The sequence below is a fragment of the Nonomuraea sp. NPDC049784 genome (assembly GCF_040659615.1).
In the GTDB taxonomy this organism is placed as follows: domain Bacteria; phylum Actinomycetota; class Actinomycetes; order Streptosporangiales; family Streptosporangiaceae; genus Nonomuraea.
This window is the reverse complement of sequence record NZ_JBFAMX010000105.1, coordinates 1-26,251: the sequence shown is the minus strand read 5'-3', so window position 1 is coordinate 26,251 and position 26,251 is coordinate 1. Positions and strand designations below refer to the sequence as shown.

General features: G+C 69.3%; 25 protein-coding genes and 1 pseudogene. 10 read left to right on the top strand and 16 right to left on the bottom strand.

The window, feature by feature from the left end; all coding sequences use genetic code 11:
• Window positions 1–420 (top strand): Rieske (2Fe-2S) protein (locus tag AB0J09_RS22565; protein WP_360694195.1); only part of this gene is annotated, 420 nt, incomplete at its 5' end.
• 29 nt (window positions 421–449) lie between these two features.
• Entirely contained in the window at window positions 450–1,274 is an 825-nt protein-coding gene (locus AB0J09_RS22560) for an NAD(P)H-binding protein (RefSeq protein ID WP_360694192.1), read from the top strand.
• Here the strand turns inward: AB0J09_RS22560 and AB0J09_RS22555 are convergent.
• The 4 genes from AB0J09_RS22555 to AB0J09_RS22540 all read right to left on the bottom strand — a co-directional run bounded on the left by AB0J09_RS22555 (window position 1,267) and on the right by AB0J09_RS22540 (window position 4,081).
• On the bottom strand, window positions 1,267–1,488 hold the full coding sequence (locus tag AB0J09_RS22555) for a hypothetical protein (RefSeq protein ID WP_349452626.1): 222 nt from the start codon (window positions 1,486–1,488) through the stop codon (window positions 1,267–1,269). The two genes, AB0J09_RS22560 and AB0J09_RS22555, sit on opposite strands and share 8 nt — an antisense overlap.
• 30 nt (window positions 1,489–1,518) lie before the next feature.
• Complete coding sequence (locus tag AB0J09_RS22550; RefSeq protein ID WP_360694188.1) at window positions 1,519–2,274, bottom strand: sulfite exporter TauE/SafE family protein; 756 nt, start codon at window positions 2,272–2,274, stop codon at window positions 1,519–1,521.
• An 11-nt stretch (window positions 2,275–2,285) separates the two neighbouring features.
• Window positions 2,286–3,206: an SPFH domain-containing protein gene (locus AB0J09_RS22545; RefSeq protein ID WP_360694185.1), complete on the bottom strand. Its 921-nt coding sequence runs from the start codon at window positions 3,204–3,206 to the stop codon at window positions 2,286–2,288.
• Between the two features lie 86 nt (window positions 3,207–3,292).
• The gene (locus tag AB0J09_RS22540) at window positions 3,293–4,081 is read right to left on the bottom strand and encodes an ABC transporter ATP-binding protein (RefSeq protein WP_360694182.1); all 789 of its coding nucleotides are present in this window, start codon (window positions 4,079–4,081) and stop codon (window positions 3,293–3,295) included.
• 68 nt (window positions 4,082–4,149) lie between these two features.
• On the opposite strand from AB0J09_RS22540, the gene AB0J09_RS22535 reads away from it, so the two are divergent.
• On the top strand, window positions 4,150–4,866 hold the full coding sequence (locus AB0J09_RS22535) for a hypothetical protein (RefSeq protein ID WP_360694180.1): 717 nt from the start codon (window positions 4,150–4,152) through the stop codon (window positions 4,864–4,866).
• On the opposite strand, the gene AB0J09_RS22530 is transcribed toward AB0J09_RS22535, so the two are convergent.
• Window positions 4,856–7,318: a serine/threonine-protein kinase gene (locus AB0J09_RS22530; protein ID WP_360694178.1), complete on the bottom strand. Its 2,463-nt coding sequence runs from the start codon at window positions 7,316–7,318 to the stop codon at window positions 4,856–4,858. The genes AB0J09_RS22535 and AB0J09_RS22530 overlap by 11 nt on opposite strands.
• Before the next feature lie 170 nt (window positions 7,319–7,488).
• Here AB0J09_RS22530 and AB0J09_RS22525 point away from each other — a divergent pair, with 170 nt between their 5' ends.
• Window positions 7,489–8,136, top strand: a complete 648-nt coding sequence (locus AB0J09_RS22525) for a hypothetical protein (RefSeq protein WP_360694176.1) — start codon at window positions 7,489–7,491, stop codon at window positions 8,134–8,136.
• Window positions 8,137–8,142: 6 nt separating this feature from the next.
• On the opposite strand, the gene AB0J09_RS22520 is transcribed toward AB0J09_RS22525, so the two are convergent.
• Complete coding sequence (locus AB0J09_RS22520) at window positions 8,143–8,757, bottom strand: response regulator transcription factor (protein ID WP_360694173.1); 615 nt, start codon at window positions 8,755–8,757, stop codon at window positions 8,143–8,145.
• Complete coding sequence (locus AB0J09_RS22515; protein WP_360694171.1) at window positions 8,754–9,869, bottom strand: GAF domain-containing sensor histidine kinase; 1,116 nt, start codon at window positions 9,867–9,869, stop codon at window positions 8,754–8,756. The genes AB0J09_RS22520 and AB0J09_RS22515 overlap by 4 nt, the downstream gene beginning before the upstream one ends.
• Window positions 9,870–9,963: 94 nt before the next feature.
• Between AB0J09_RS22515 and AB0J09_RS22510 the strand changes: the two genes are divergently transcribed.
• The 4 genes from AB0J09_RS22510 (at window position 9,964) to serB (ending at window position 13,658) form a co-directional block, all read left to right on the top strand.
• Window positions 9,964–10,620 (top strand): SDR family oxidoreductase, encoded by a 657-nt coding sequence (locus AB0J09_RS22510; protein WP_360694168.1) that lies wholly within the window; start codon window positions 9,964–9,966, stop codon window positions 10,618–10,620.
• Window positions 10,617–11,627 (top strand): S-adenosylmethionine:tRNA ribosyltransferase-isomerase, encoded by a 1,011-nt coding sequence (locus AB0J09_RS22505; RefSeq protein ID WP_360694164.1) that lies wholly within the window; start codon window positions 10,617–10,619, stop codon window positions 11,625–11,627. The genes AB0J09_RS22510 and AB0J09_RS22505 overlap by 4 nt, the downstream gene beginning before the upstream one ends.
• Window positions 11,628–11,727: 100 nt before the next feature.
• On the top strand, window positions 11,728–12,258 hold the full coding sequence (locus tag AB0J09_RS22500; protein WP_360694162.1) for a hypothetical protein: 531 nt from the start codon (window positions 11,728–11,730) through the stop codon (window positions 12,256–12,258).
• Window positions 12,259–12,440: 182 nt separating this feature from the next.
• The gene (gene serB, locus AB0J09_RS22495) at window positions 12,441–13,658 is read left to right on the top strand and encodes a phosphoserine phosphatase SerB (RefSeq protein ID WP_360694159.1); all 1,218 of its coding nucleotides are present in this window, start codon (window positions 12,441–12,443) and stop codon (window positions 13,656–13,658) included.
• Window positions 13,659–13,666: 8 nt separating this feature from the next.
• Here the strand turns inward: serB and AB0J09_RS22490 are convergent, their stop codons facing one another.
• The 4 genes from AB0J09_RS22490 to AB0J09_RS22475 form a co-directional block, all read right to left on the bottom strand.
• Window positions 13,667–14,134, bottom strand: coding sequence for a histidine phosphatase family protein (locus tag AB0J09_RS22490; protein ID WP_360694156.1), 468 nt, complete (start codon window positions 14,132–14,134; stop codon window positions 13,667–13,669).
• 470 nt (window positions 14,135–14,604) lie between these two features.
• A complete protein-coding gene (locus tag AB0J09_RS22485) occupies window positions 14,605–16,923 on the bottom strand; it encodes a sodium-translocating pyrophosphatase (RefSeq protein WP_360694153.1) in 2,319 nt (772 codons plus the stop codon).
• Window positions 16,924–17,828: 905 nt separating this feature from the next.
• Window positions 17,829–18,251: an ATP-binding protein gene (locus AB0J09_RS22480; protein ID WP_360694150.1), complete on the bottom strand. Its 423-nt coding sequence runs from the start codon at window positions 18,249–18,251 to the stop codon at window positions 17,829–17,831.
• A gap of 1 nt (window position 18,252) precedes the next feature.
• Window positions 18,253–18,603, bottom strand: coding sequence for an STAS domain-containing protein (locus tag AB0J09_RS22475; RefSeq protein WP_043629845.1), 351 nt, complete (start codon window positions 18,601–18,603; stop codon window positions 18,253–18,255).
• A 349-nt stretch (window positions 18,604–18,952) separates the two neighbouring features.
• Here AB0J09_RS22475 and AB0J09_RS22470 point away from each other — a divergent pair, with 349 nt between their 5' ends.
• Window positions 18,953–21,730, top strand: coding sequence for a DEAD/DEAH box helicase (locus AB0J09_RS22470; RefSeq protein ID WP_360694147.1), 2,778 nt, complete (start codon window positions 18,953–18,955; stop codon window positions 21,728–21,730).
• Between the two features lie 246 nt (window positions 21,731–21,976).
• Here AB0J09_RS22470 and AB0J09_RS22465 read toward each other — a convergent pair whose 3' ends face one another.
• Complete coding sequence (locus AB0J09_RS22465) at window positions 21,977–23,626, bottom strand: hypothetical protein (protein WP_360694144.1); 1,650 nt, start codon at window positions 23,624–23,626, stop codon at window positions 21,977–21,979.
• Window positions 23,627–24,017: 391 nt separating this feature from the next.
• On the opposite strand from AB0J09_RS22465, the gene AB0J09_RS22460 reads away from it, so the two are divergent.
• Window positions 24,018–24,761, top strand: a complete 744-nt coding sequence (locus AB0J09_RS22460; RefSeq protein WP_360694141.1) for a class I SAM-dependent methyltransferase — start codon at window positions 24,018–24,020, stop codon at window positions 24,759–24,761.
• A 292-nt stretch (window positions 24,762–25,053) separates the two neighbouring features.
• Here the strand turns inward: AB0J09_RS22460 and AB0J09_RS22455 are convergent, their stop codons facing one another.
• From AB0J09_RS22455 to AB0J09_RS22440, 4 genes and pseudogenes are all read right to left on the bottom strand, one after another.
• On the bottom strand, window positions 25,054–25,410 hold the full coding sequence (locus AB0J09_RS22455) for an Rv3654c family TadE-like protein (RefSeq protein WP_360694201.1): 357 nt from the start codon (window positions 25,408–25,410) through the stop codon (window positions 25,054–25,056).
• Between the two features lie 76 nt (window positions 25,411–25,486).
• Entirely contained in the window at window positions 25,487–25,876 is a 390-nt protein-coding gene (locus AB0J09_RS22450) for a TadE family type IV pilus minor pilin (protein ID WP_360694139.1), read from the bottom strand.
• Window positions 25,873–25,944 carry a hypothetical protein gene (locus AB0J09_RS22445; RefSeq protein WP_360694198.1) on the bottom strand — a complete coding sequence of 24 codons (72 nt, stop codon included), beginning with the start codon at window positions 25,942–25,944 and terminating at the stop codon, window positions 25,873–25,875. The genes AB0J09_RS22450 and AB0J09_RS22445 overlap by 4 nt, the downstream gene beginning before the upstream one ends.
• Window positions 25,944–26,251: pseudogene (locus AB0J09_RS22440) on the bottom strand (hypothetical protein); the annotation flags it as partial. The pseudogene AB0J09_RS22440 and the gene AB0J09_RS22445, both read right to left, overlap by 1 nt.

The window sequence follows — 26,251 nt, the reverse complement described above, 5'->3', positions numbered from 1 at the left end:
GCCGGGCTCGGCGGCTACCTCGGCGGCCACATGGCCTACCGGCAGGCGGCCGGGGCCAACCACGCCCCGCAGATCTCCCACCTCGTGCCGCTGGGCTGGCACGACCTGTGCCTGCTCAGGGACCTGCCGGAGGGCCGCCCCGTGGCGCGGCGACTCGGCTACATCCAGCTCTTCGTGCTGCGTCAGGGCGAGGCCGTGACCGTGCTCGCCGACCGCTGCCCGCACCTGGCCGGCCCGCTGCACCAGGGCAGGCTGGTCATCGAGAACGGTGAGGCGTGCGTGGTCTGCCCGTGGCACGGCAGCACGTTCAGGCTGCACGACGGCTCGGTGCGGCACGGGCCCGCGACCGCGCCCGCGCCCATGTTCGAGACGCGGATCCGGCGTGACGGCACGATCCAGGTACGGCCCGGCTTGACCTGAAGTTGGCTTGAGGTTTTACCGTCGGCCTCATGAGCACAATTCTTGTGACCGGCGCGACCGGCAATGTAGGCAGGCATGTGGTGTCCCAGCTCGCGGAGGCGGGGCTGGACGTGCGGGCGCTCGTCAGGGACCCGGAGCGCGCGCGGCTGCCGGAACGGGTCGAGGTGGTGCGCGGCGACCTGACCGCGCCCGAGACGCTCGAGCCGGCGCTGAAAGACGTGGAAAGCGTGTTCCTGCTCTGGCCGGCCTTCACGGCGGACCATGCGGCGGACGTGGTCGCGGCCGTCGCCGGACACGCGCGGCGCGTGGTGTACCTGTCGGCGGACGTGCCGGACGAGCCGGAGACGCACTACCACGAGATCGAGCGGCTGATCCGGCATTCGGGGCTGGGCTGGACGTTCCTGCGGCCCGGCGGCTTCGCGGCCAACACGCTGGGCTGGGCGGGACAGATCAGGCAGGGCGTGGTGCACTGGCCGTACGGGCAGGCCTCAAGGTCCTTGATCCACGAGAAGGACATCGCGGCGGTGGCCGTGCACGTGCTCACCTCCGCGGGCCACAACGGCGCCACGTACGTGCTCAGCGGCCCCGAGCAGCTGACCCAGGCCGAGCAGGTACGCGTGATCGGCGAGGCGGTCGGGCGCGAGGTGCGCTGGGAGGACCTGCCGGCGGACGTGGCCCGCGAGCACCTCTTGGCGGCCTGGGGCGACGCGGGCTTCGTGGACAGCGCGCTGAAGGCGTGGGCGAGCCTCGTGACGGCTCCGGAGCCGGTAACCGACACCGTGGAGCGGCTGCTCGGCCGGCCCGCGCTGACGTTCGGGGAGTGGGCGCGCGACCACGCCGCGGACTTCAGTTGATCTCGCCCGCGGGGTGCTCGACGAGGGCGAGGATGCGGCTGGACATGAACCTGGCCGTCCGCACCGGCGTGCCGCCGCGGGTGACCTCACTCACCTCGACGAGCCCCCGCCTGGTGGTCACCTCGACCCGCCGACCGGCGCGGGTGGCCCTGATCTCGTAAGTACGCGGCGTTCCGCCAGCATCGATGACGATCTCCACCCGATCACCCTTCATGTACGGATTCATACCCATATGAGTCCGGAATTATCCGTACACCAGTACGAAAATAGCCGCGACGCCCACACACACGATGACCCCTCGCAGTACGGGTGCCGGGATACGCCGTCCCAGCCTGGCGCCCAGGAACCCACCCACCACCGACCCCAGCGCGACCCCGGCCACGGCGAGCCAGTCCACATGCGCGACCGCCACGAATAGCACCGCGGCCACGGCGTTCACGATCAGCGCGAGCACGTTCTTGGCGGCGTTCACCCGCTGGAGATGGTCGTCGAGGAAGCTGCCGAGCAGCCCGATCAGCAGCACCCCCTGGGCCGCGCCGAAGTATCCGCCGTAGACACCCGCGGCCAGCACCCAGAGCCACAGCGCCACGCCCCCGTGGGGGTGCGCGTGCTCGCGCCGCTCGGCCAGCCACCGGTTGAGCATGGGCTGCACCAGGATCAGCACGCAGGCCAGCGCGATCAGCGCGACGACGACCACGTGGAACACGCCGGGATCCAGGAACAGCAGCAGGATCCCGCCGATCAGCGCCCCGAGCGCCGAGGCCAGGCCCAGCCGCAGCAGGCGCTCGCGCTGCCCCTGGAGCTCGGGACGGTAGCCGTGCGCGGCCGTGAACGAGCCCGGCACGAGCCCGATGGTGTTGGAGACGTTGGCGGTGACGGGATCGACGCCCACGGCGATCAGCGTGGGGAACGTGATCAGCGAACCCGACCCGACGACGGCGTTGATCGCACCGGCTATCACACCGGCCGCGCAGACCACGGCCAGCTCCCACCCCGTCACGAACCCTCCTTTTACGTGTCCGGGCTCTTGGGGGGTGTGAAGAGGCCGCCGAGGTTCTCCAGGACCTTGCCCATCTCCGACGGGACGATCCAGATCTTATTGGCGTCGCCCTTGGCGATCTCGGGCAGGGTCTGCAGGTACTGGTAGGCGAGGAGGTGCTGGTCCGGCCTTCCCTCGTGGATGGCCCTGAACACCATGCCGATCGCGTCCGCCTGGCCCTTGGCGCGCATGGCCTGGGCCTCCGCCTCCGCCTGGGCGCGCAGCACGGCCGCCTCCGCCTCGCCGCGGGCCCGCAGCACCGACGCCTGCTTCTCGCCCTCGGCCTGCAGGATCGCCGCCTGGCGCTGCCCCTCGGCGGTCAGCACGGCGGCGCGCTTGTCGCGGTCGGCGCGCATCTGCTTCTCCATCGAGTCCTGGATGGAGGCGGGCGGGTCGATGGCCTTGAGCTCGACCCTGTTGACGCGAATGCCCCACTTGCCGGTCGCCTCGTCGAGCACGCCGCGCAGCGCGGTGTTGATGTCCTCACGCGAGGTCAGCGTGCGCTCCAGGTCCATGCCGCCGACCACGTTGCGCAGCGTCGTGACCGTGAGCTGCTCGACGCCGATCAGGAAGTTCGCGATCTCGTACGTGGCCGCCTTCGGATTGGTCACCTGGAAGTAGATGACGGTGTCGATGGACACGACGAGGTTGTCGGAGGTGATGACCGGCTGCGGCGGGAACGACACCACCTGCTCCCGCAGGTCGATCATGTCCTTGATGCGGTCGATGAACGGCACCACGAGGTTGAGCCCGGGGGTCAGCGTCCTGTGATAGCGGCCGAGACGCTCGATGATGGCGGCCGTGGCCTGCGGGATGATGCGGATCGTGCGGGCCACCCCGAAGCCCACCGCCGCGACCACGACTAGGGCGACGATGAGCTGCTCGACGGACATGGCGACGCTCCGAAGTCGAGGGGACCGACTCCGTAGATCCTATTTCGTTTCAGCCTTGGGCGGCCTTCATATACATAAATGGTGATCTAGTAGGCCCGGGCGTACCAGCGTCCCTCGGCGCTGCGGTCCAGCGTCAGCGGCACCCCGAACGTCTGCGACAGGTTGTCGGCCGTCATCACGTGCTCCAGCGGCCCCTGCGCCACCACCGAGCCGTGCTTCAGCAGCAGCCCATGCGTGAACCCGCTCGGCACCTCCTCGACGTGGTGCGTCACCAGCACGAGCGTCGGCGAGCGATAGTCGCCCGCCAGCACCGACAGCCGGCGCACCAGGTCTTCGCGCCCGCCCAGGTCCAGCCCGGCCGCGGGCTCGTCGAGCAGGAGCATCTCGGGGTCGGGCATGAGCGCGCGGGCGATCTGCACCCGCTTGCGCTCCCCCTCCGACAGCGTCCCGAACCGCCGCCTGATCAGGTGGGCCGCGCCCATCATGTCGATCAGCTCGACGGCCCTGGTCACGTCGTTGGAGTCGTACTCCTCCGTCCAGCGGCCCATGATCCCGTACGAGGCGGTCAGCACGAGGTCGATGACCTTCTCCTCGGGCGGGATGCGCTCGGCCAGCGCGGCGCTCGCCAGCCCGATCCGCGGCCGCAGGTCGAACACGTCCGCCTGCCCGAGCCGCTCCCCGAGAACCTCGACCAATCCTTCACTCGGATACAGCAACGTGCCAGCGACCTGCAGCAACGTGGTCTTGCCCGCACCATTGGGCCCGATGACTACCCATCGCTCGTCCGCGTTGACCGTCCAGTCGATGCCGCGCAGCAGGGCCGATCCGTCCCGCCTGACGGCGACGTCCTGTAGCCGCAGCACCTGACCACCCATCCCCGATACCTCCTTAGGAGTCACGCTCGGGACAAACCTATTGCAGGGCGAGCGCTTATCGTGGACCGGTGCGCCCTGAATCGCCTGTCTGTCCCTCACTGGTCGCCTGGGGCAACGCGTGGCTCGCCGGTCACGTCGGCCTCGACGAGGCGGCTGACCACGTAGAAGCCACCGGCGGTCCCGCCGTCGCCGGCGACCTCCCGTTGCGTAAATACCTCGCAAACCTGCGTGCCGACGGGCTGCGGGAGCTCCGGCTCGCCCTGCCCGCCCCCGGCGATCCGCTGGGCTTGTCCGGGCCCGCGCCGTTCAACTCGGCGGCGGTGGACGCCGGCCAGGCCGCCATCGCGGTGCTCGACGAACGCAACCTCGGTTTGGTGCCCACTCCGGATCTTCGTGGGTCTTCTTATGTCGGGGTACGCCTGGAGGTGCACGACTCCGGGCCCGTACGCCATGATCTGCCGTCGCTCGCGGAGGCCGAGCGGGAGCTGTCGGACGCCATGCGCTCGGCCACCGAGGCGCTGTCCTCCGTCGAAGGTCCCGCGCAGGCCCGTCCCTCGGCCGTGGGGCGCGGGGGTGGGGAGCTGGCGCCCGGCTACCCCGCGCGGGCGCACCGCGTCGCCACCCTCGCCGCCCGGCTGGCCGGCGTGTTGCCGCTGGCCGACGAGCGCGGCCTCACGTCGGGGCAGATCGCCGCCCGCACCGCGGCCCTGCGCGAGCTGGACCGCGCGGTACGCCGTGCGCTCGTGGCCGCCCACCACGCGATCTTCGAACCGCTCAGGGACTGATCTTCCACAGCCTGACCACCTTGTCCTTGCCCGCGGACACGATGGCCGCGCCCCCGTCGAGGGGGACGATGCCCACGGCGTACACGCCCTTCTTGTGCGCCTTGACCGGCTTGCCGAGCGTCTTGCGGGTCTCGGGGTCCCAGAGCCTGATCGTGCCGTCGGTGCTGCCGGACAGCAGCACCGTCCGGCCGTCGAGGGTCCCGAAGGACAGTGAGTAAACGATCTTCTTGTGGCCGGAGAGGGTGGCGACGGTCTTGCGGGTCTGCGGATCCCAGATCCGGATTTTTCCGTCTTTACCGCCCGACGCTATGACCGTCTTCCCGTCCACCTTGCCGACGGCGACCGAGTAGACGCCCCTGGAATGGCCCTTGTACGCCTTCCCGTACGCCTTGCGCCTGGCCATGTCCCACATCCGGACCGTCTCGTCCTCGCTGGCCGAGATGGCGACAGCCCGGTCGCCGATATGGGTTGCGCTGAGCCAGTTGACCGGCTTGCGGTGGGCCCTGATGCTCTTGCCCGTGGCCTTGCGCTTCTTCAGGTCCCAGAACCTCAGATAGCCGTTGGCGTCGCCGGTGACCGCGACGTACTTGTCCTTCACCTTGGTCACCGCGACCGCGTAGACGGCCTCGCCGTGCCGGCCGAGGACCTTGCCCTTGTGGGTCTTGAGGTTCCACAGACGCACACTGCCGTCATAGCCGCCGGAGACGGCCATGGGTGTCTTGCCGACCATCACGCAGGCGACCGCGTACACCTCCTCGCTGTGGCCCTTCATCGTGGCCAGCGACTTGTGCTCGGCGAGGTCCCACAGGCGTACCCGGCCGTCCTGACCACCGGTGACCAACCACGTCTTGCCTCCCACAGACAGGGCGGAGAGCGTCTGCACGCCCTTGGTGTGGCCTTTGAGCGCCTTCCCGTCCTGCTTGCCGAGCACGGGGACGACCGCCTGCGTGGGGGCGACGGTCGTGGTGGGAGTCGGCGTCGCGGTCGGGGCCTGGCTCGGGCTCTGGGTCTGGGTCTGGGCTGGTACGGGGCTCGTGCTGACGGAGGTGGTTGCCTGCGCCCCGTTCCCGCCGGTTTGCCGGCTGGTGCCGAACATCTTCGGCCCGAGGCACAGCACCCCTCCGGCCAGGGCGAGCGCCACGACGAGCGCGCCGGACACCATGGCCGCCCGCCTGCGCCTGGCCCTGACCTCGTCCGGCTGCTCCACGACCGGCGCGTGCTTGAAGAACGCGTCGTTGTCCACCTGCCCGACGGGCTCCGGCACCCGCCCGGACGGCGCCTCACCGACCCCAGGAGCTTTCGGCCGGGGAGCCGCTGAAGGAGGCGGGGGCGCATGGGGCGCTGCGTTCATCGGGTACGGCGGCGGCACCTGCCACTGCCCCGGCGGATTCGCCCACCCGGGCGACCCGCCAGGGCCGGTGGGAGGCGTACGACCATCGGGACTCGCCCAGCCGCTCCCCGCGGAAGACACGGGCGCCGCACCGGAACCGGGCGGAGGGACCGTGCCCGGAGGCGTCGGGTTCGGACCGGAGGGGGGCGTTCGCCAGTTCACCGCAAGCGGGGGTGGGTCCGCGGGAGTGCGTTCGGCGGCGAGTTGGGACCCCGTGTTGAGTGCGACCACGTCGTCGGGCCCCGGCGACTCGCCCTCGTTCGCCAGCAGCGCGAACAGCGCCTCGGCCGCCGTAGGCCGCTCGTCGGCCCGCTTGCGAAGGCACGCCTGCACGATGGGCCGCAGATCCTCCGGCAGCGTAGAGAGGTCAGGGTCGTCGTGCATGACCCGGTAGATGACCGCGGGCAGGCTGTCCCCACCGAACGCGGGCCGCCCCGTGGCCGCGAACACCATGGTCAGGGCCCAGCTGAACATGTCGCCGGCCGGACCCACCCGCTCGCCCGAGACCTGCTCGGGCGACATGTACGCGGGCGTCCCCACGATCCCGCTGCTGAGCGTCATGGCCGAGTCCTGCGCCCGCGCGATGCCGAAGTCGATCACCCGCGGCCCGTCCGGCCCGAGCAGCACGTTGCTGGGTTTGAAGTCCCTGTGGACGACCCCGGCGCGGTGGATGGCGGCCAGGGCGGTGACCGTGCCGACGGCCAGGCGGTAGAGCGCGCCGCCCGTACGCGGCCCCACCCGCCGCACCACCGCCTGCAGCGAGATCCCGTCCACCAGCTCGCTGACGATGTACGGCTGCTCGCCGTCCATGTGAGCCCCGAGGACCTGGGCGGTGCAGAACTGGGCGACCCGGCGCGCGGCCGCCACCTCGCGCATGAACCGCTCGGCGTCCAGACCCGGCTTGTCCAGCCGGGTGTTGAGTAATTTGATCGCCACGCGCCGCCCGTCAGGCGACTCGGCTTCGAAAACGATCCCCTGCGCCCCCTTGCCCAGGCGGCCGATCAGCCGGTAGTCGCCCAATGTCCGAGGATCGGTCGGCTGTAAGGGGTGCGTTTCCGGCACCTGGCCCTCCCCCGTCGTGCTAGACCCCGATCACAAGCGTGATGGGCCCCGGCAAAAACCCGCAAGCCATCCCAGGTCACGAAAGATCATCGCTCTTTGCGAAAAATTTGCCCTACGCAATAATCCTGAAGATGATCGGCAATTTCCAGCACCGTACGGGGAGCCGTCCCATGCGCAGAAGCGTCAGTCTGTTCTTAGCCGGTGGTCTGGCCGCCGCACCACTGGCCGTGCCCGCCCAGGCGAGCGCCACCACCACGACCGTGCCCCCCGCCGCGACCGTCGCGCGTGTGAAGCCGTTCTCGAAATTCAAGATCTCCGTCAAGCACACCACCCGTACCAAGCGCGGCGGCAAGATCACGTACTACGTCCGGGCGAAGAACCTCGGCCCCTTCTACGCCGACTACTACTGGATGGGCGGCCAGGTGCCCAAGGGCGTCCGGCCCACCCTGCGCTGGGGCGGCCCGAAGGGCACCAAGTGCACCTGGGAGGGCCAGTGGTTCTGGTGCTGGGGTCCGCTTCGGCTGGAGAAGGGCAAGACCGACTGGCTCAACTTCCAGCTGACCTTGAAGCCGGGCACAAGGGGCACGGTCGCGGCGCGCGTCGGCGTGATGTCGTTCGACGTCGACCAGGGCATGGAGAACATCGACGAGGAAGAGCTCAAGCGCCTCGGCATCAAGGGCTACCTGTGGCTCAAGAAGGTCAAGACCCAGATCGTCACCCCGCCGCGGCCGGGCCGGACCTGGACGCCGCCGCCGCCGGTCAAGACCTACAACCCGCCGGCCAGCCACGAGGAAACGAACAAGAAGAAGGACACCTGACCCAAATCACCCCAGGCCGTGCCGTACCGCGTAGAGGGCCGCCTGGGTGCGGTCCTGAACGCCCAGCTTCATCAGCACGTTGGAGACGTGGGTCTTGACCGTCTTCTCGGCCACGGCGAGGCTCCTGGCGATCTCCCTGTTGGACCGGCCGGCCGCGATGAGCGCGAGCACCTCACGCTCGCGCTCGGTCAGCGGCACGGGCCCCGGCGGGTCGTTCTGCGGCGACAACATCGCCTCGGCCGCCTCGGGGGCCAGGAGCACCTGCCCTCCGTGTACGGCGCGCACCGCCTGGACCAGCGCAGGCGGATCGACGTCCTTGTAGAGGAACCCCGACGCCCCCGCCCGCATCGCCGGGCCCACGTCCGAGCGATCGCTCACTGACGTCAGCACGACCACCCTGGTCGCCGACCCGGCCAGCCGCTCGAGCGCGCCGAGCCCGTCGAGCACCGGCATCTTCAGATCCAGCAGCAGCACGTCGGGCGCCAGCTCCGCGACCAGCTCGACGGCCTGCGCCCCGTCGCCCGCCTCGCCGACGACCGTGATGTCGTCATGCAGGTCGAGGAACGTACGTAGCCCCTGCCGCACCACCGGATGATCGTCGGCGATCAGCACCCGGATCAAACGCCCACCTCCATGCGTACCGTGGTCCCCCTGTCGCGGGCCGACTCGACGGTCATGACCCCGCCCACGGACTCCGCCCTGTCGCGCATCGACACCAGGCCCAGGCCGCGCGACTCCGCCTGCTCGAAGCCCCTGCCGTCATCGCGTACGGTCAACGCCAGCTTGCCGTCCTCGTATGCCAGGCCCACGGATACGCTCGCGCCCTCCGAGTGCCTCAGCGCGTTGTGCAGCGCCTCCTGGGCCACCCTCAGCACCGCCACCTCGACCGCGGAGTCGACCTCCGGCAGCTCCGCGCACTCGAACGTGACCAGGGACGGGTGGAGCCGGTCGAGCAGGCGCACGTGCTTGCGCAGCGTCTCGGCCAGGCCGTGCCGGTCGAGCTCGGCCGGTCGCAGCTCGACGATCACGGCCCGCAGCTCGGACAGGGCCTCCCCGGCCAGGCGCTGGACGCGTTCGAGCTCCTGGGCCGCCTTCTCGGGCGCCCGCTCGAGCATGGCGGAGGCGGCCTGCGCGGTGAGCCTGAGCGAGAACAGCTTCTGCGTCACCGCGTCGTGCAGCTCGCGGGCCATCCGGTTGCGCTCCTCCAGCATGGCCAGCTCGCGACCGCGCTCGTACAGCCTGGCGTTGATGAGCGCGATGGCGGCGTGCGCCGCGAACAGCGTGAGCAGATCCTCGTCCGCCTGCGTGAAGCCGCCGGGCGTGCGCTTGTTGGCCAGGAAGATGATGCCGAGCACCTGCTCGCCGTCGCGAATCGGCACCCCGAGGAAGTCCTTCATGACCGGGTGGGCCTTCGGCCACCACTCGAACCTCGGGTCCTTGCGCAGGTCGGGCAGCCTGGCAGGGGTGCCGTCGCGAAGCATCGCGCCGAGCATGCCGTGCTGTCTGGGCAGCGGCCCGATCGCGTCCCACTGCTTGTCGGTGAGGCCCTCGGCGACGAACTCGGCGAACGAACCGTCCTCGTCGGGCACGCCGAGCGCGGCGTAGCGGGCGTCGAGGAGCCGCTGCGCCGAGCGTACGATGACCTGCAGCACCTCGCGGACCGACAGGTGACGGGTGACGGCGAGCACCGCCGAGCTCACCGCCTGGAGTATCTCGTCTCGGTCGGAGGACACGGCACCCAGCTTATGGTCCTAGGACGATGTGCCCATGCGGCGGCGGGCCTTCAGCCCGATGTGCGCCGCCCGCCGCGTTTCTAGCGTCGGCATCATGACGAACACCGCACTCATCACCGGCGCTTCCCGCGGCCTCGGCCTCGCCCTGGCGAGGTCGCTGGCAGGTGCGGGCTGGAACCTCGTGCTCACCGCCCGCGGCGCCGACGACCTCGAGCGGGCCGCGGCCGAGCTGGGCGCCACCGCGATCCCAGGCGACGTGACCGAGCCCGAGCACGTTCGGCGGCTGGCCCACGCGGTGCCCGAGCTGGACCTCCTGGTGAACAACGCGAGCGACCTCGGGGTCACCCCGCTGCCGCCGCTGGCGGGCTACCCGTTGGAGGCGTTCAGGGTACTGCTGGAGACCAATGTGACCGCTCCGCTCGCCCTCCTCCAGGCCACACTGCCCGCCCTCCGCACGGCGGGCGGGGCCGTCGTCAACATCACCTCGGACGCCGCCACGGGCGCGTACGAGGGCTGGGGCGGCTACGGCGCCACCAAGGCCGCACTCGAGCAGCTCTCCAACGTGCTGTCGGCCGAGGAGCCCGAGGTACGGGTCTGGTGGGTCGATCCAGGCGAGATGAACACCCGCATGCTCGCCGACGCCGTGGGCGCCGAGGAGGCCGCGGCCGCCGCCGACCCGGCCAAGGTGGCCGCGGCGCTGCACGACCTGGTCAAGGCGCGTCCGGCCAGCGGGAAAGTGAGCCTGCAATGACGCTCGCGCTCGACTTCGCGCTGCCGCCTGGGCTGTCCGCCGGCGAGCCTCCCGAGGCGAGGGGGATGTCCAGGGACGCGGTACGTCTCATGGTCTCCCGCGGCGACCTCGACCCCTCGCACCACCACTTCAGCGACCTGCCGAAGCTGCTCGACCCCGGGGACCTGATCGTGGTGAACAACTCGGCGACCCTGCCCGCGGCCGTCCGGCTCGACCGGCTGTCCGTGCACTTCTCCACCGCCAGGGAGGACGGCACCTGGCTGGTCGAGCTGCGCCGCCGTACCGCCACGGCCTCCGAGCCCTACGGCGGGGGCGAGCCGGGCGAATGGCTGCCGCTGCCCGGGCGGGCCACGTTGAGGCTGATCGAGCGGGAGACGCCGCGGCTGTGGCGGGCGTCGCTCGACCGGGACGTGGAGGCGTACCTGCGGGTGCACGGGGCGCCGATCCGCTACTCGTACGTGAGCGAGGACTGGCCGATCGAGGCCTACCAGACCGTGTTCGCAACCGTGCCGGGGAGCGCGGAGATGCCGAGCGCCGCGCGGCCGTTCACCACGGAGCTGGTGACGGCGCTCGTGTCGCGCGGGGTCGGGATCGCGCCGATCACCCTGCACACGGGGGTGGCCTCGCCGGAGAAGGACGAGCCGCCCTACGCCGAGCGGTACGAGGTGCCGGCGACCACGGCGCGGCTGGTCAACCTGGCGCTCGAGAGCGGCAATCGGGTGGTGGCCGCCGGGACGACCGCCGTACGGGCTCTGGAGACGGCCGCGGGCGATGACGGGCGGGTGGCTCCCGCGGCCGGCTGGACCCGGCACGTCGTCACGCCTCAGAGCGGCGTACGGGCCGTCACGGGGCTGATCACCGGGCTGCACGAGCCGCGATCCAGCCACCTGCTCATGCTGAGCGCGATAGCGGGCGAGAAAGCGCTGGCACAGGCATACGAGGAGGCGCTACGGAAGGGATATCTGTGGCACGAGTTCGGCGACACACACTTGATTCTGAAGAAATAGTCTTTACACAGATTTTGCCGTCATGATAGGAACAGCGGGCATTTAACGGGGGCTGAGTGCATCTGCGTCCCCGTGCCCACTTCCTCACCGGAGACGTTTAATGCGCAACCTGACCAAGGTCGCATCGCTGGCATTGCTGGCGAGCGCCCTGCTTGTACCGGCTGTTCCCGCTTCCGCCACGGCTGTCGCCGACGATCCGTTCTCGGTCTTCAAAGTCAGCGTGAAGGTCGCGAAGACGGCCAAGGCCGGTGGCAAGCTCAACTACACCATCGTCGCCACCAACACCGGGCCCTACGAGGCCAACGCGTACTTCCTCGGCGGCCAGTTCCCCAAGGACGTCGACCTCAGGAAGATCTACTACCGCTCGAGCGTCAAGGGCACCGAGTGCGGCCTCGAGGGCCGTGCGCTCTACTGCCTCGTGCCGAAGGTCCTCAAGAAGGACGAGTCCATCGCGATGATCTTCGAGACCAAGCTGAAGAAGACGGCGAAGGGCACGGAGACGGCGACGCTCGGCGTGATCTCCTACGACCTCCAGACGGGTATGGAGGACATGAGCAAGGAAGAGCTCGAGCGGCTCGGCGTCCCCGAGCACGGCTACGCGAAGACGGTCAAGACCAAGATCGTCCGCTAGCTCTGGAACGTTTCGGACCGCGTCCTCCGGGGCGCGGTCCGCTGCGTTCATCGGCCGTTCACCGCCCTTTCAGCTGGGATGTTGCCGGCCATGTTCATTTACGGAACGTTCACCTCTGCCCTGCACTCGAATGCCCGACCTGCTTCGCGAGCATCGGGCCGGGCGCAGTACCGTGGCTCGATGTGGACCAGCGCACCCTCCTCATCACCCTGACCGGCCCCGACCGGCCTGGCGTGACTTCACGGCTATTCTCCGTTTTGTCCGCCTTTCCTGTGACGGTGGCGGATATCGAGCAGGTCGTCATCCGCGGCCGGCTCACGCTCGGCGTGCTCGTCGCGTACGCGGGCGGCCCCTCGACCGGCACCGGCACCACCCTCGGCGCCATGTGGACCGCCGTCGAGCGTGTGGCCGAGGACCTCGGCATGGAGGTGGAGCTCTCCACCGGCTCCCAGACCAAGGAGCAGCGCCGCCGCGGCCGCCTGTCGGTCAGCGTGCTGGGCGCCACGCTCCAGCCCGCGGCCATCGCGGGCATCGCCGGGCGCATCGCCGCCGCCGGCGCGAACATCGACCGCATCGAACGCCTCGCCCAGTGGCCCGTCACCTGCATCGAGCTGTCCGTCTCCGGCGCCGACCCCGACTCCATGCGGGTCGAGCTGGCGGCGGAGGCGGCGATCCAAGAGGTGGACGTGGCGGTGCAGCGCACCGGCCTGTCGCGGCGGGCCAAGCGGCTGATCGTCATGGACGTCGACTCGACGCTCATCCAGGGCGAGGTCATCGAGCTGCTGGCGGCCCACGCCGGGTGCCTGGAGGAGGTGGCCAGGGTCACCGAGCAGGCCATGCGCGGCGAGCTGGACTTCGCCGAGTCGCTGCGGCGCCGGGTGGCGCTGCTCGAAGGGCTGCCCGCCGAGGTGTTCGAGGAAGTGCGCAAGGAGGTCGTGCTCACGCCCGGCGCCCGTACGCTGGTGCGCACGTTGAAGCGGCTCGACTACCGCTTCGCCATCGTCAGCGGGGGGTTCACGCAGATCACCGACGGGCTGGTGGAGGAGCTCGGGATCGACTACTCGGCGGCGAACGTCCTCGAGGTCATCGACGGGCAGCTGACCGGCCGGGTCGTGGGCGAGATCGTGGACCGGCCGGGTAAGGCGCGGGCGCTGGAGAGGTTCGCGCGCGAGGCCGGCCTGCCGATCTCGCAGACGGTCGCCATCGGTGACGGGGCCAACGACCTGGACATGATCGCGGCCGCCGGGCTGGGGGTGGCCTTCAACGCCAAGCCCGTGGTGCGGCAGGCGGCCGACACGGCGGTCAACACGCCTTACCTGGACTCGATCCTTTACCTACTGGGGATCTCGCGGGACGAGGTCGAGGCGGCGGACGCGGAGGACGGCTCACTGACGGTGTGACCCCTGGGTCAGCTCTCCTTGGGGTCCCAGTGCGTGACCAGGCGCCCCTCGCCCGGCCAGAGTTCCTCCCAGGCTGATTCCACCTCGATCACCGCGAACGCCCCCGGCCGGAAGACGTAGTCGCCGCCGGCCAGCCCCAGGGCCAGCTCGTGCACGCCCGGATTGTGCCCGCAGAGCACCACGGTGCTCAGCTCGGGATCGGCCCGGCGGACCAGCTCGAGCAGCTCCTCCGGGTACGCCTCGTAGATGTCCCGCTCGTAGCTGATCTCCACCTCGGGGAAGGCGATCTCGGCGGTGCGCTTGGTCCTGAGCGCCGGAGAGCAGAGCACGACGTCCGGGTCGAGCCCGGCCGCCCTGATCTCATCGCCTGCCCGCTTGGCGTCCCGCTCACCCCGTTCGGTCAGCGGCCGCTCCCGATCGGCCAGCCCGGGGATGTGGGCGGCTTTCGCGTGCCGCAGCACAATCAACGTCCGCACCAGATCACCCTGTCCTCGAGGCCCAGACGGCCAGCACGACTATCGCGGCCAGGATGACGAGCATCGCCAGCAGAATGAGGCCCAGGGTCTTTCCGCCGCTGGGCTGCTTGTCGCCTTTCACGCGCCCAGTTTCCCACCGAGGGGGCGCGCTTCCACGCCCGCCTTCAACCTCGGCGTCCCGAACCAGCGCCACATGCCTCGCACGTGTCCGGCGCCTCGTCCTGGCTGGGTGTACACCACAAGGGTCCGCGGCACCGTGGATCTGCCCCTACACCGCCCCCTGAGCGCCGTTCACATTGCGCCGAGCACCGCCCCCTACGCTGCGGCCCAAAGCGCCCACCGGCCCCCGCAACACTTCACCACCGGGAACGAGGAAGCCGGCAAGCCGAACCCCGGGCCCCTGGAAGGTAGGAAAGCGAGACGCCCGCCCCTACGCAGTGGGGCGGGCGTCTGGAGGGTGTGTTGCCGGGCTATGACGCGACCGGAGCGTGCTCCCGGTCGTCGTTGTTGGCCGGTTCGGTGGTCACGGAGCGCCGCTTCGACACCACGATGGCGCCCACCACCACGGCCAGCGCCACCACCGTGATGCTGATGCGGACGGCCGGGTTGCCCGCGTACAGCACGACGGCCGGCGCGATCAGCAGCGCCACCAGGTTCATCACCTTGATCAGCGGGTTGATGGCCGGACCTGCCGTGTCCTTGAACGGGTCGCCGACCGTGTCGCCGATGACCGTGGCGGCGTGCGCCTCCGAGCCCTTGCCGCCGTGGTGGCCGTCCTCCACCAGCTTCTTGGCGTTGTCCCAGGCGCCACCCGAGTTCGCCAGGAAGACGGCCATCAGCGTGCCGCACGCGATGGCGCCGGCGAGGTAGGCGCCCAGCGGCGCGTACCCGAGCGCGAACCCGACCGCGATCGGCGTCATGACCGCCAGCAGGCCGGGCGTGGCCAGCTCGCGGAGCGAGTCGCGGGTGCAGATGTCCACGACGCGGCCGTACTCCGGCTTCTCAGAGCCGTCCATGATGCCCGGCTTGTTGCGGAACTGGTCGCGTACCTCGAAGACCACGCGCATCGCGGCTCGCCCAACCGCCGAGATCGCCAGCCCGGAGAACAGGAACACGACCGCGGCCCCGATGATCAGGCCGACGAGGACGTTCGGCTGGTCGATGCTCAGGCTGAAGGTGGAGAACGCACCGAGCGCGTCCTTGATCGATGCCGTCGCCTTCGCCAGCTCACCCTCCACCGCGGTACGGAAGGCACCGAACAGCGCGGTCGCCGCCAGCACGGCCGTAGCGATGGCGATGCCCTTGGTGATGGCCTTGGTGGTGTTGCCGACCGCGTCGAGGCTGGTGAGCACGCGGGCACCGTCGCCCTCGACGTCGCCCGACATCTCAGCGATGCCCTGGGCGTTGTCGGAGACCGGGCCGAACGTGTCCATGGACACGATGACGCCGACCGTGGTCAGCAGGCCCGTGCCGGCCAGAGCCACCGCGAACAGCGCGAGCGTCACGTTGCCGAAACCCAGCAGGAACGCGCCATAGACCGCGCCACCGATGATCAGGGCGGAGTAGACGGCCGACTCCAGGCCAACGCTGATGCCGGCCAGGATGACGGTCGCGGGGCCGGTGGCCGAGCTCTCGCCGATCTCGCGCACGGGACGCCGGGTCGTCTCGGTGAAGTAGCCGGTCAGCAGCTGGATGGCGCTGGCCAGTACCAGGCCGACGAGCACGGCGCCGATGGCGATGAGCCGCGGGTCGGCGTCGGACTGCACGGTGCCGCCGGTCAGGCCGCCGAAGCTGCTGGGCAGGTACAGGTACGCGGCCCCTGCGACGAGCACCGCGGAGATCGCGGCCGAGATGAAGAAGCTGCGGTTGATCGCCGCCATGCCGCTGCGGTCGCTGTCGCGCATTCTGGTGACGAAGATGCCAATGATCGCCGTGATCACGCCGATCATGGGGACGATCAGGGGGAAGACCAGCCCCTGCTCGCCGAAGGCCACCTTGCCCAGGATGAGGCTGGCGACCAGCATGACCGCGTACGACTCGAACAGGTCGGCCGCCATGCCGGCGCAGTCGCCGACGTTGTCGCCCACGTTGTCGGCGATGGTGGCGGCGTTACGCGGGTCGTCCTCCGGGATGCCCTGCTCGACCTTGCCGACCAGGTCGGCGCCGACGTCGGCGGCCTTGGTGAAGATGCCTCCGCCGACTCGCATGAACATCGCCAGCAGCGCCGCCCCGAATCCGAAGCCTTCGAGCACGCCGGGCGCGTTGCCCTGGTAGACGAACACGACCACGGCCGCCCCGAACAGGCCGAGGCCCACGGTGAACATCCCGGCCACGCCACCGGTACGGAACGCGATGCGCATGGCGCGCTTCTCGCCCGATTCGTTGGCCGCGGCGGCGACGCGGACGTTCCCGCGCACGGCGAGCCACATGCCCATGAACCCGGTCAGCGCGGAGAACACCGCCCCGACCACGAAGAAGATCGAACGTCCTATGCGGAGATCCGTCGTTTCCGCAGGTAGGAGGAGCAACAGGAAGGGAATCACGATGACGAAGATCGCCAACGTGCGGAATTGACGTGTGAGGTAGGCGGCGGCGCCTTCCTGTACGGCGCGCGCGATGTTCTGCATGCGTTCCGTGCCCTGGCCGGCGGCCAGCACTTCGCGCACCAGGCCGCCTGCGACGGCTAGTGCGATCAGTGCGACCGCGGCGACCACGATCACGATGGTGAGATTGTTTCCACTCAGGGCCAGATTGGACGCTGGCTCCGCTGCCAGCATGTGCCTGCTCATCGTTCTCCTCGGCAAGACCGGTCGTCCTGCCCGGGCGGTGCTGCAGTTTTCCTCGGCGGGTGTTGCGGCACCATCCGGGTTGTGGGTGCCGCTTCCGGTTGAATCCGCGTTCCGCCGGATCACCTTGGCCGGTGCCGGGAGTCTACGCAGGCACTCAACGGATATGAAGGCTCTCGAGGCGGCTATTTGTGCGTCCGTCTAGTAATCCCCTGACAGCGACCCGGTTTGCGGCCTGACAGGTGAAATTTCCCCGGGTTTACGGTCATGAAAACCTATCAATATGTCCGGACCGGAACCTGGGCCGCCAGCACCATGCCGGCACGGCCACCAACCTCACGCCCCCGCCGAAACCCCGCCGGCCCTCCACAGGCCAGCCCGACCCCACGTCCCGGGCTGCCACCCGCGCCTCTACTCGGGCCTGCCGTCCGCAGATCACCCGCGAGCCTGGCGTTTCATCCGCACCCGGACTCGGGGCCCGAACGTGCTGTCCGCACCTCATCCGAGAACCTGACGTCCCACCGGAACCTTCACCCACAGCGGCACCCCAGCCGAACCGGAGTCCCTCGCCCCTCGTCCGCCGTCGCTCATCAGCCGACGCTCGTCCACCATCCGCTGCGGGGCAAGCTGAAGCCGGAAGCGCCTCCGGATCAGCCGAAATGCAAGCGCTTCTGGTCAGCCGAAACGGAAGCCACGGTGCCTGGGCGCCGTGACGGTGGCCGGCCACGTGCGGGTCAGCCGGCGTCTCCCTGGAGGCCCCCAGCCGCGTACGGCGGGTGGCGCCAAGTCGGCCCCGCCGTAACAAAAAGAAAACCACCCGCCACGTGCGAGCCGGCCATGGTCGGTATCGCCGGGCTGGGCGTCGAAAGGCGCGGCGCCCAGCGCGGCGAGCGAGGCATGAAGTGGGCTTAGCCCACGTTGCCGGCGGCTGGCCAGCTCATGCGGATGTTCGTGCCCTTCGGGCTGGGGAAGACCTCGACGTCGTCGGCCAGGCCTGCGATGACCGCGATGCCGAAGCCTGACATGAACGAATCTGAGAGCATGCCCAGATCCAGGGGCTGCTCTTGCTTGATCTCATCGCTGGGGGCCTGGTCGCTGACCGTGACTTCGAAACGCCCCGAATCGTCACGCAGCTCGATGCGGATGGGCTCGCCCGGACAGTGGACGCGGTGCGCCTCGACTGCCCGGGAGCACGCCTCACCCACGGCGAGCCTGACCTCGTCCAGCAGCGACTCCTCCACGCCGGTGCGGCGGGCTATCGCCGTCGCCACCAGCCGGGCGGTCCGCACGTGTGCGGGAAGTGCGCTGAACGTCAGCTCGACGGTAGCCATGCTACTTGTCTTTGCCGTGAGCTTCCTTGGCCTCGTCAACCGAAGCGTAGATCCCGAAGACCTTGGTCAGTCCGGTGATCCGGAAGATCTTGAGGATGCGCTCCTGCGTGCAGACCAGCTCGAGCGAGCCGTCGTGTGCACGAACCCGCTTGAGCCCCCCGACCAGGACACCGAGGCCCGTGGAGTCGAGGAAGTCCACCTTCTCCATGTTGACGAGAAGGTGGAAGTTGCCCTTGTTGACCAGGTCAATGAGGAGCTCACGCAATCTCGGCGCCGTGTAGACATCGATCTCACCCTCGACCTCCACGATGGTGAGTCGGTCTTCGGTGCGGTGATCCAACTTCAGATCCACAGATCCTCCAGCGCCTCGCCTGCGAAAGTACTCTCTTGGGGTTGGCAATCTGGAGCGTGGCCCCAGATCGTCCGACCCTGACGCGCGGCATTCAACCATGCGTCTGGCTTGTGTCTATACGAAATCACGATTCCCGGCGACTTTGCCCACAGATGCAAGACTGGAAACAGTGACTTCCTCCGCATCCTCCCCACAACAGGCAGGTCCACTCCTCCGCCACCTGCTTGGTGTTCCCGCACGTCATGAGCGTGTCACCCATGTGGAGCATGTTCCAGCACGTCAGGCCGGTCAAGTCCAATGGCCCAAATGGACGCCAGAAGTCCTTGTTACGCGCTTGGCGAACCGCGGGGTGACAGGACTCTGGCCTCACCAGTACGAGGCCGCCGACCTGGCATTCCGTGGCCGAAACGTGATCATCTCCACCGGCACGGCCTCGGGGAAGTCCCTCGCGTACCTGACTCCCGCGGTCGCCACCTGCCTCGACGGCGGCACGATCCTGTACCTCACGCCGACCAAGGCCCTGGCCGCCGACCAGCTGCGCAGCCTGCGCGAACTGCGCATCACCCAGCTGCGCGCCGCCTGCTTCGACGGCGACACGCCGTTCGAGGAACGTACGTGGGTGCGCCAGCACGCCAACTACGTCCTGACGAACCCGGACATGCTCCACCGAAGCATCCTCCCTCGTCACGCCCAATGGTCGTCGTTCTTCCGCCGGTTGCGCATGGTCGTCGTGGACGAGTGCCACGGCTACCGCGGCGTCTTCGGCTCCCACGTCGCCCAGATCCTGCGCCGCCTGCGCCGCGTCTGCGCCCGGTACGGCTCTCGTCCCACATTCCTGCTCGCGTCGGCGACGGCCAGCGAGCCGGGGGCGTTCGCGATGAGGCTGACGGGGCTTGAGATGGACGAGGTGACGGTGGACGCCTCGCCCAAGGGTGCGACCACCATCGCGCTGTGGGAGCCGCCTCTGACGGAGCTACGGGGCGAGGGAGGGGCACCTGTACGGCGGACGGCTACGGCGGAGGCGGCGGACCTGCTGGCGGATCTCGTCCTGGCGGACGTCCGCACGCTCGCCTTCGTCCGCTCCCGCCGCGGCGCCGAGACGGTCGCCCTGACGGCCCGCGCCAAACTCGCCGACGTGGCCTTCTCCCTCTCAGCCCGCTTCCCGAGTACGCCCACCCCGACCGACGCACCCCGGACGACACAAACTCCGACGAACATCCCAGCCGCCAGCCAGGCGCCAAGAACCCCAACGAACGCCCCCAACATCACCCATAGGGCAGACGCTCCAGCGGATGTATCTGGCGCAACCCAGACGCCGGACACCTCAACGGACCCCTCTGACGCAACCCCGGCAGGGGGCACCTCCGCGGACCCGTCTGAGGCGACCCAGACAGCGGGGACTTCCACGGACTCGTCTGGCGCGATCCGGACGACTGGCACCTCCACCGACCCGTCCGACGCGGGCCAGACAGCGGACACCTCCACCCACCCGTCTAACACGGCCCGGACGACTGACACCTCCACCGACCCGTCCGACGCGGGCCAGACAGCGGACACCTCCACCCACCCGTCTAACACGGCCCGGACGACTGGCACCTCAACGGACGCGCGGGGCGCAACCAAGGCAGTGGGCACCTCAACGGACGCTTCTGGCGCAATCCGAATGGCGGACAGCCTTACGGGGACGCAGCCCATCGCAAGTCGCGCCACCGGCCACGATGGTGAACTGAGCGGACCAGTTCCGGAAAGCGCACTCACCTGGGCAATCCCAGACACCCCCACCCATCCGGACTGGGCCGACCTCCCCAACAAGATCGCCGCCTACCGGGCCGGTTACCTCGCGGAAGACCGCAGGGTCCTGGAAAAGGCCCTCCGCGCAGGAACGCTCATGGGCCTCGCCACCACGAACGCCCTCGAGCTGGGCGTGGACGTCTCAGGCCTGGACGCCGTGCTGATCGCAGGCTGGCCCGGCACCCGTGCCTCCCTCTGGCAGCAAGCGGGCCGGGCGGGCCGCGACGGCCAGGACGCACTCGCCGTGCTGATCGCCAGGGACGACCCATTGGACACCTACCTCGTACACCACCCCCAGGCCCTGTTCGGCCGGCCCGTCGAGACGATCGTCCTCGATCCCGACAACCCGTACGTGCTGGGCCCTCACCTCTGCGCCGCGGCCGCCGAGATCCCGCTGACCGACGACGACCTGCCCATCTTCGGCACCACCACCTCAACCGTCCTCGAGGACCTGGTCGCCCAGGGGCTGCTCAGAAGGCGTCCCGCGGGCTGGTTCTGGACCAGACGCGAGCGCGCCACCGACCTCGCCGACATCCGGGGCGGTGGAGGCGCCCCCATCCAGGTCGTGGAGTCGTCCACCGGCCGCCTCCTGGGCAGCGTGGACGAGCCGTCCGCCCACACCACGGTGCACACAGGCGCGGTCTATCTCCACCAGGGCGAGACCTTCCTGGTGGAGCTCCTCGATCTGGAGGCCGGAGTGGCCCTGGTCTCGAGCGCCAACCCGGACTTCACCACGTTCGCTCGCGACATAACCGACATTTCCATCCTCGCCACCGAACGCTCCCACCCACTGGGCCCCGGCACCCTGCACTTCGGCGAGGTGGAGGTGACCCGGCAAGTGGTCTCCTACCTCAAAAGACGCCTCCAATCAGGCGAAATGCTCGGCGACGAGCCCCTCGACCTGCCGCCACGCACCCTCCGCACCCGCGCCGTCTGGTGGACGCTCCCCGCCTCGGCCGTGGCCCCTCTCGCGGAGGCCGGCATCGACCTCGGCGGAGCCGCCCACGCCGCCGAGCACGCCGCCATCGGCCTGCTCCCCCTCTTCGCCACCTGCGACCGCTGGGACATCGGCGGCGTCTCCACCGAGCTCCACGCCGACACAGGGCTCCTCACGGTCTTCGTGTACGACGGCCACGAGGGCGGCGCGGGATTCGCCGAACGCGGCTACGCCCGCGCGGCGGACTGGCTGACCGCCACGCGCGAGGCCATAACGTCCTGCGAATGCGAACGGGGCTGCCCTTCCTGCATCCAGTCGCCGAAATGCGGCAACGGCAACGAACCCCTGGACAAACGAGGCGCCGTTCGCCTCCTCAACACGCTGCTGACACCCCAGTAAAAGCCGCTGTGGCGCGCGCGGCAACGCCCACCGCCCCCGCCAAGAACCTCTGAACTCATTTCATCCAGGCGGGTAACACCGTCGCCCCAAGCTCCAAGAGCCCCGCTCCACCTGCAACGTCGCGCGGCCATCCGAGACGACGCCGCCCTCCACGCCCCAAGCCCCGGCCGACCAACATCCACGCTCTACACCCATGCCAGGACCCTTTTTGTAAGGGTCCTGACATAGCCATTCTTCAGAATGAATTCAGCTCTCGCCACCCGTGTGCCGGCGAAGGGCGTAAGCGCGTTCCTCGTCCGCTTCCTTATTTTCATCGTCGGCAGCCCAGAAATCGGCCGACCCAGGCTGTGGGCGCTCCCAGAAACCACTGTCCTCCATGGACCTGGGCGACGGCGGCAGGTAGTCGTCCCACCGATCTTCGATCCGTACGGCGGGCCGCGCGGGGGAGGCGTCGGACTCGGGAACGTCCGTGACCGCGGAACTGGGCAAGGCGATACGGACCGGCCCCTGACGGGTCTCCGCGATGCCTCGAACCTCTCCCACTTCAGCCTGGAGCGGAAGCACGGCGGGCACCTCCTTGCGCTTCTGATCGAGCGCGGGCGACGGCGTCCGGTCGGAATCCGCCGTGTCAGGCCGCTCCGCTGATAACGGCTGCTGGGCCTGCGACCGGTCGGGAACGCGAGTCTTGGCGACCGCCAGGATCACGGCGGGCCGTCGGCGGGGCACCGCCGCGCTGACAGGAACGCTGTCGCTCCCCTGGCTGACCTGCGCCCCACTGGCCGACGGCGTACCCGCAGCCACAGCGGTCGTACGGGACGCGGCGCCGCCTTCCGCGACCGCGGCGAGCGCGCGCCGACGCGCCCAGGCACCCGCGTGGGCGCCGACCAGCAACAGGAGGATGCCTCCCGCGACGTAGACGCCGTACTGGCCGAGGTTCCCGATCGGCGACTCACCCGACTGCGCCTTCGCGTCGACGGGAACGGACTGCGTGCCGTTCTTCGTATCGGCTGGGGTGAGACCTCCCGTCGGGTCGACGGTCGGGATCGGGAGGTTGCCGTTGGGGTCGGTGTCGGGTATAGCCGGCAGCTGGCTGGTAGGCCTCTTATGAGTCGTCGGCTTGCTCGTCGGCAGGGTCTGCTTCTTGGCCGGGAGAGTGGGCAGCGAATCGACGTTCTTGGTCTTGGGCGTCCGGGCATCGGCGGTCTTCTTGGGCTTGGGCGCCGCCGGGAAAGTGACGTATGCGGCGGCCGAATTGCCCGATCCGATCGAGCCGCCGTCGCCGTCACCCCTGAACGCCTTGACCGTGAACCCCACCTTCTGCCCATTGGCCTTGCTCGGCACGGCCAGTGCCGCCTGGCACGAGGATCCGGCGCACGCGCTGTCGGCGGGCAGTCTCCCCACGATGCCGGACTGGCTGTTGGAGACCTCATATGACTGCAGGTCAGGCTCGGAGCCCTTGCTCCAGGTCACGAGGACCTTGGTGGTGCCCTGCCTGGTCGCGTTCACGTTGCCCGGCACTTCGGGCGGCCGCCGCAGCTTGAACGTGCTGGTCGCGTACCCGGTGCCGGTGATCTCTCCCTTGAGGGTCACAGTGAAGGTGCCGTTGGGGGCGTTACCGGCGTCGAACGTCCCGGAGATCGTCTGGCTCGCTCCACCTCCGGCGACCTTCCGGCTGGGCGTGGAGGGGCCTTCGACGTACAGGCCCACATTCAGCTGCATCACGCCCGTATGCGCGGAAACTGTCACAGACGAGTTCGCAACCACCTGACCGTCGGAGGGCGAGGTGATCTGCCCGTCGGCCCGCAACTTCACCGCGGCGGCCTGAGCGGATCCGCCAAGTGCGATGGTTCCCGCCACGATCACGCCTGCGGCCACCACTCTGCCGACTACCGTCACGACGCTTCCTCCATCGAGAGCCTCGCGCCGCCTGACCGCCTGGGGGCGTTCACGCGACGACCGGAAGTGCAGTCCGCCCGGCCGATACGGTCACCGACCGCCCCCGGACCCGCACCCTAGCGACTTCGTCCCAGCTCTCCCAAGCGTCCTGTCGCATACGGCATGGACTGAGGGTAAGCGGAACCTTACGGGACATACACAACTCTTGGACACCACGTCTAAGTAGTCGTGACTGGATTGCGACCTAACCCCGTCAGCCTCAAGCGCCACATCGCTTTTCGCACCATTCGAGTCATGTGCCGGGTCAGACCATGCTCTATCCCCCTGACCCCATGGCCAGCGGATTGGGGGACGAGAGCCTTGGCGCATTTGTCTGTCTACACTTCTGGCCGTGACTGGAAGCGAACGTGGTGGCTCCTTCTATGACGTGCCTCATGTCTTCGAGCGGTACCTCAGTCATCGGCACAGCGGCGTGTCGAGTCCCAACTACGTGATGGAGGAACCGGCTCTCCTGGAGGAGTTGGGCACGGTCGCGGGGCTTCGGGTGCTGGATCTCGGCTGCGGGGACGCGGCCATCGGGCAGGTCCTGTTGAACGCTGGTTGCCGTAGTTACCTGGGACTGGACGGCTCGGCGGCGATGGTCGAGGCGGGCAATGCGGCCTTGCGCGGAACCTCCGGCCGCGTGGAGATGGTCGACATCGAGGACTTCTCCGCTCCACCGTCGTCTTTCGATCTGATCGTTTCGCGGTTGGCTTTTCACTATGTCAATGACATCCAGCCCGTGCTGGCCGCCTGTCATGCGTGCCTGTCACCCGGCGGGCGCATCGTTTTCACCGTCGTTCATCCCGTTCTGACTTCGTACGACTCCGGGACTCGGGAGAAGCGCACATCGTGGGTTGTCGATGACTACTTCGTCGACGGGCCGCGGGCGAGGAGCTGGATGGGCGGCACCGTCACCTGGTTTCATCGCACCGTTGAGGATTATGTGGTCGCCCTGATGAGGACGGGTTTTACCCTGACTTCTCTGCGGGAGTGCCAGCCCAGGGAGGATCGCTTCAACGGTGATGTCGCCGAGCTGGCGCGTCGGCGTCGTGTCCCGCTCTTCCTGCTGCTTGCCGGTACGCGCACCGGATGAATGATCGTTGCCGTTGAGGCCGGACCGCCGTCCCGGAAGATTCCTCCCTGCCTTCGAGGCCGCGACGCCGCACGGAGGCGGTTCCTCCTTCCCTCCGAGGCCGCGACGCCGTACGCAGGCGGTTCCTCCTTCCCTCCGAGGCCGCGACGCCGTACGCAGGCGGTTCCTCCTTCCCTCCGAGGCCGCGACGCCATACCCGGTGGTTCCTCTCCCCCCTTCGAGGTCGCGGCGCCGTATCCGGTGATTTCCGGTGCCTTCGGGGGCGCGATGCCTGGCTTGGGCGGTTACTCGATCATGGTGTTGTCACTGCTGGGCCGGCGCGGGCCCTGCCTGTCAACGTGCGTGTACCTAATAGCGGTAGCGAGATCGGCAACGAGGTCCAGACGTCGGCGACCTCGTTGGTGATTTCGCATTGGGTGAGCTCGACGCCGTTCTGCGTGGCGAGGGCGGCGGCTCTGGCGCAGGCGCCTTCAGGGTTGACGATCGCTAGTTTGGCTGCTGCCAGGGCGCTGAGGTCGGCGGCGCCGTTCACGCGGTGGAGTGCCACGCGTACCGAGCCGACCGTGGCGAACGCGGTGGCGACCACCATCAAGAGGCCCATGAGGGCTACGCCCCAGAGTGTGGCTGAGCCTCGTTCCTTGGGATTGATCGGTGCCTCCCCTCTCTGTTGAGTCTCGTTGCTTCATGGCGCCCGCCCGTCGGCGGTGCCGCCTTTCCTCACTGCGTCAGGGATTTCCGGCCTCGGTGTCGGCCGTAGCCGTCGCGGATATGCGGACCGCCGGTAGGGGCTGGGCCCAGGGCGGTCGTACTTCTACCGTGATCTCGACTCTTGTGGTCTTCGTTTCGCGGGTTACGGTCACCTGTGCGTCCGCGCGGCTGGCTGAGCGGGCTCGGGCGCTGACCTGCTCCAGTGGCTCGCCTCTGGCTGCGGCTCGCGCTGCCGCGCGGGCCGCGTCCACGCACTCGAACTGGGCGCCGACGACTTGGATGGCCCACAATGCGGCTGCCAGGACGACCATGAGCGCGGGCAGCATCGCGGCGGTCTCGGCCGTGACCGACCCCCGCGATGCCGACCGCTTCGCGCCCATGGAGGTCCGCGGGTGGCGGAGGGTCATCCGTTGGCGGTGTTGAGTGCTCGGTCGATGAGCGATGTCAGCATTTCCTGGACCTCTGGACTGCTCACTACCTTGAACAGGAGCGCGGCGAAGGCGCAGGCCGCGATGGGGTCCACCCTTGGCGGTGCGGGTCGAGTTCGGCCGAGGCGGTCTTGAACAGGTACTCGGCGCGCGGGTAGGACAGACGGCCGCGCCCGGTGATGGGGCAGACGTCGCCGGATGCCGGCGCGCGGCGGCCGGAGGCGGGAGCGCGCCGGTCGGCCAGGAACACCGGCCCGGCGGTGCGGCCGATCAGCAGGCGGGGCAGCAGCCGGGCCGTCGGGGTGGCCCAGTGCACGTACTCGATGGCGCCGCCCTTGCTGGTGACGCGGGCGC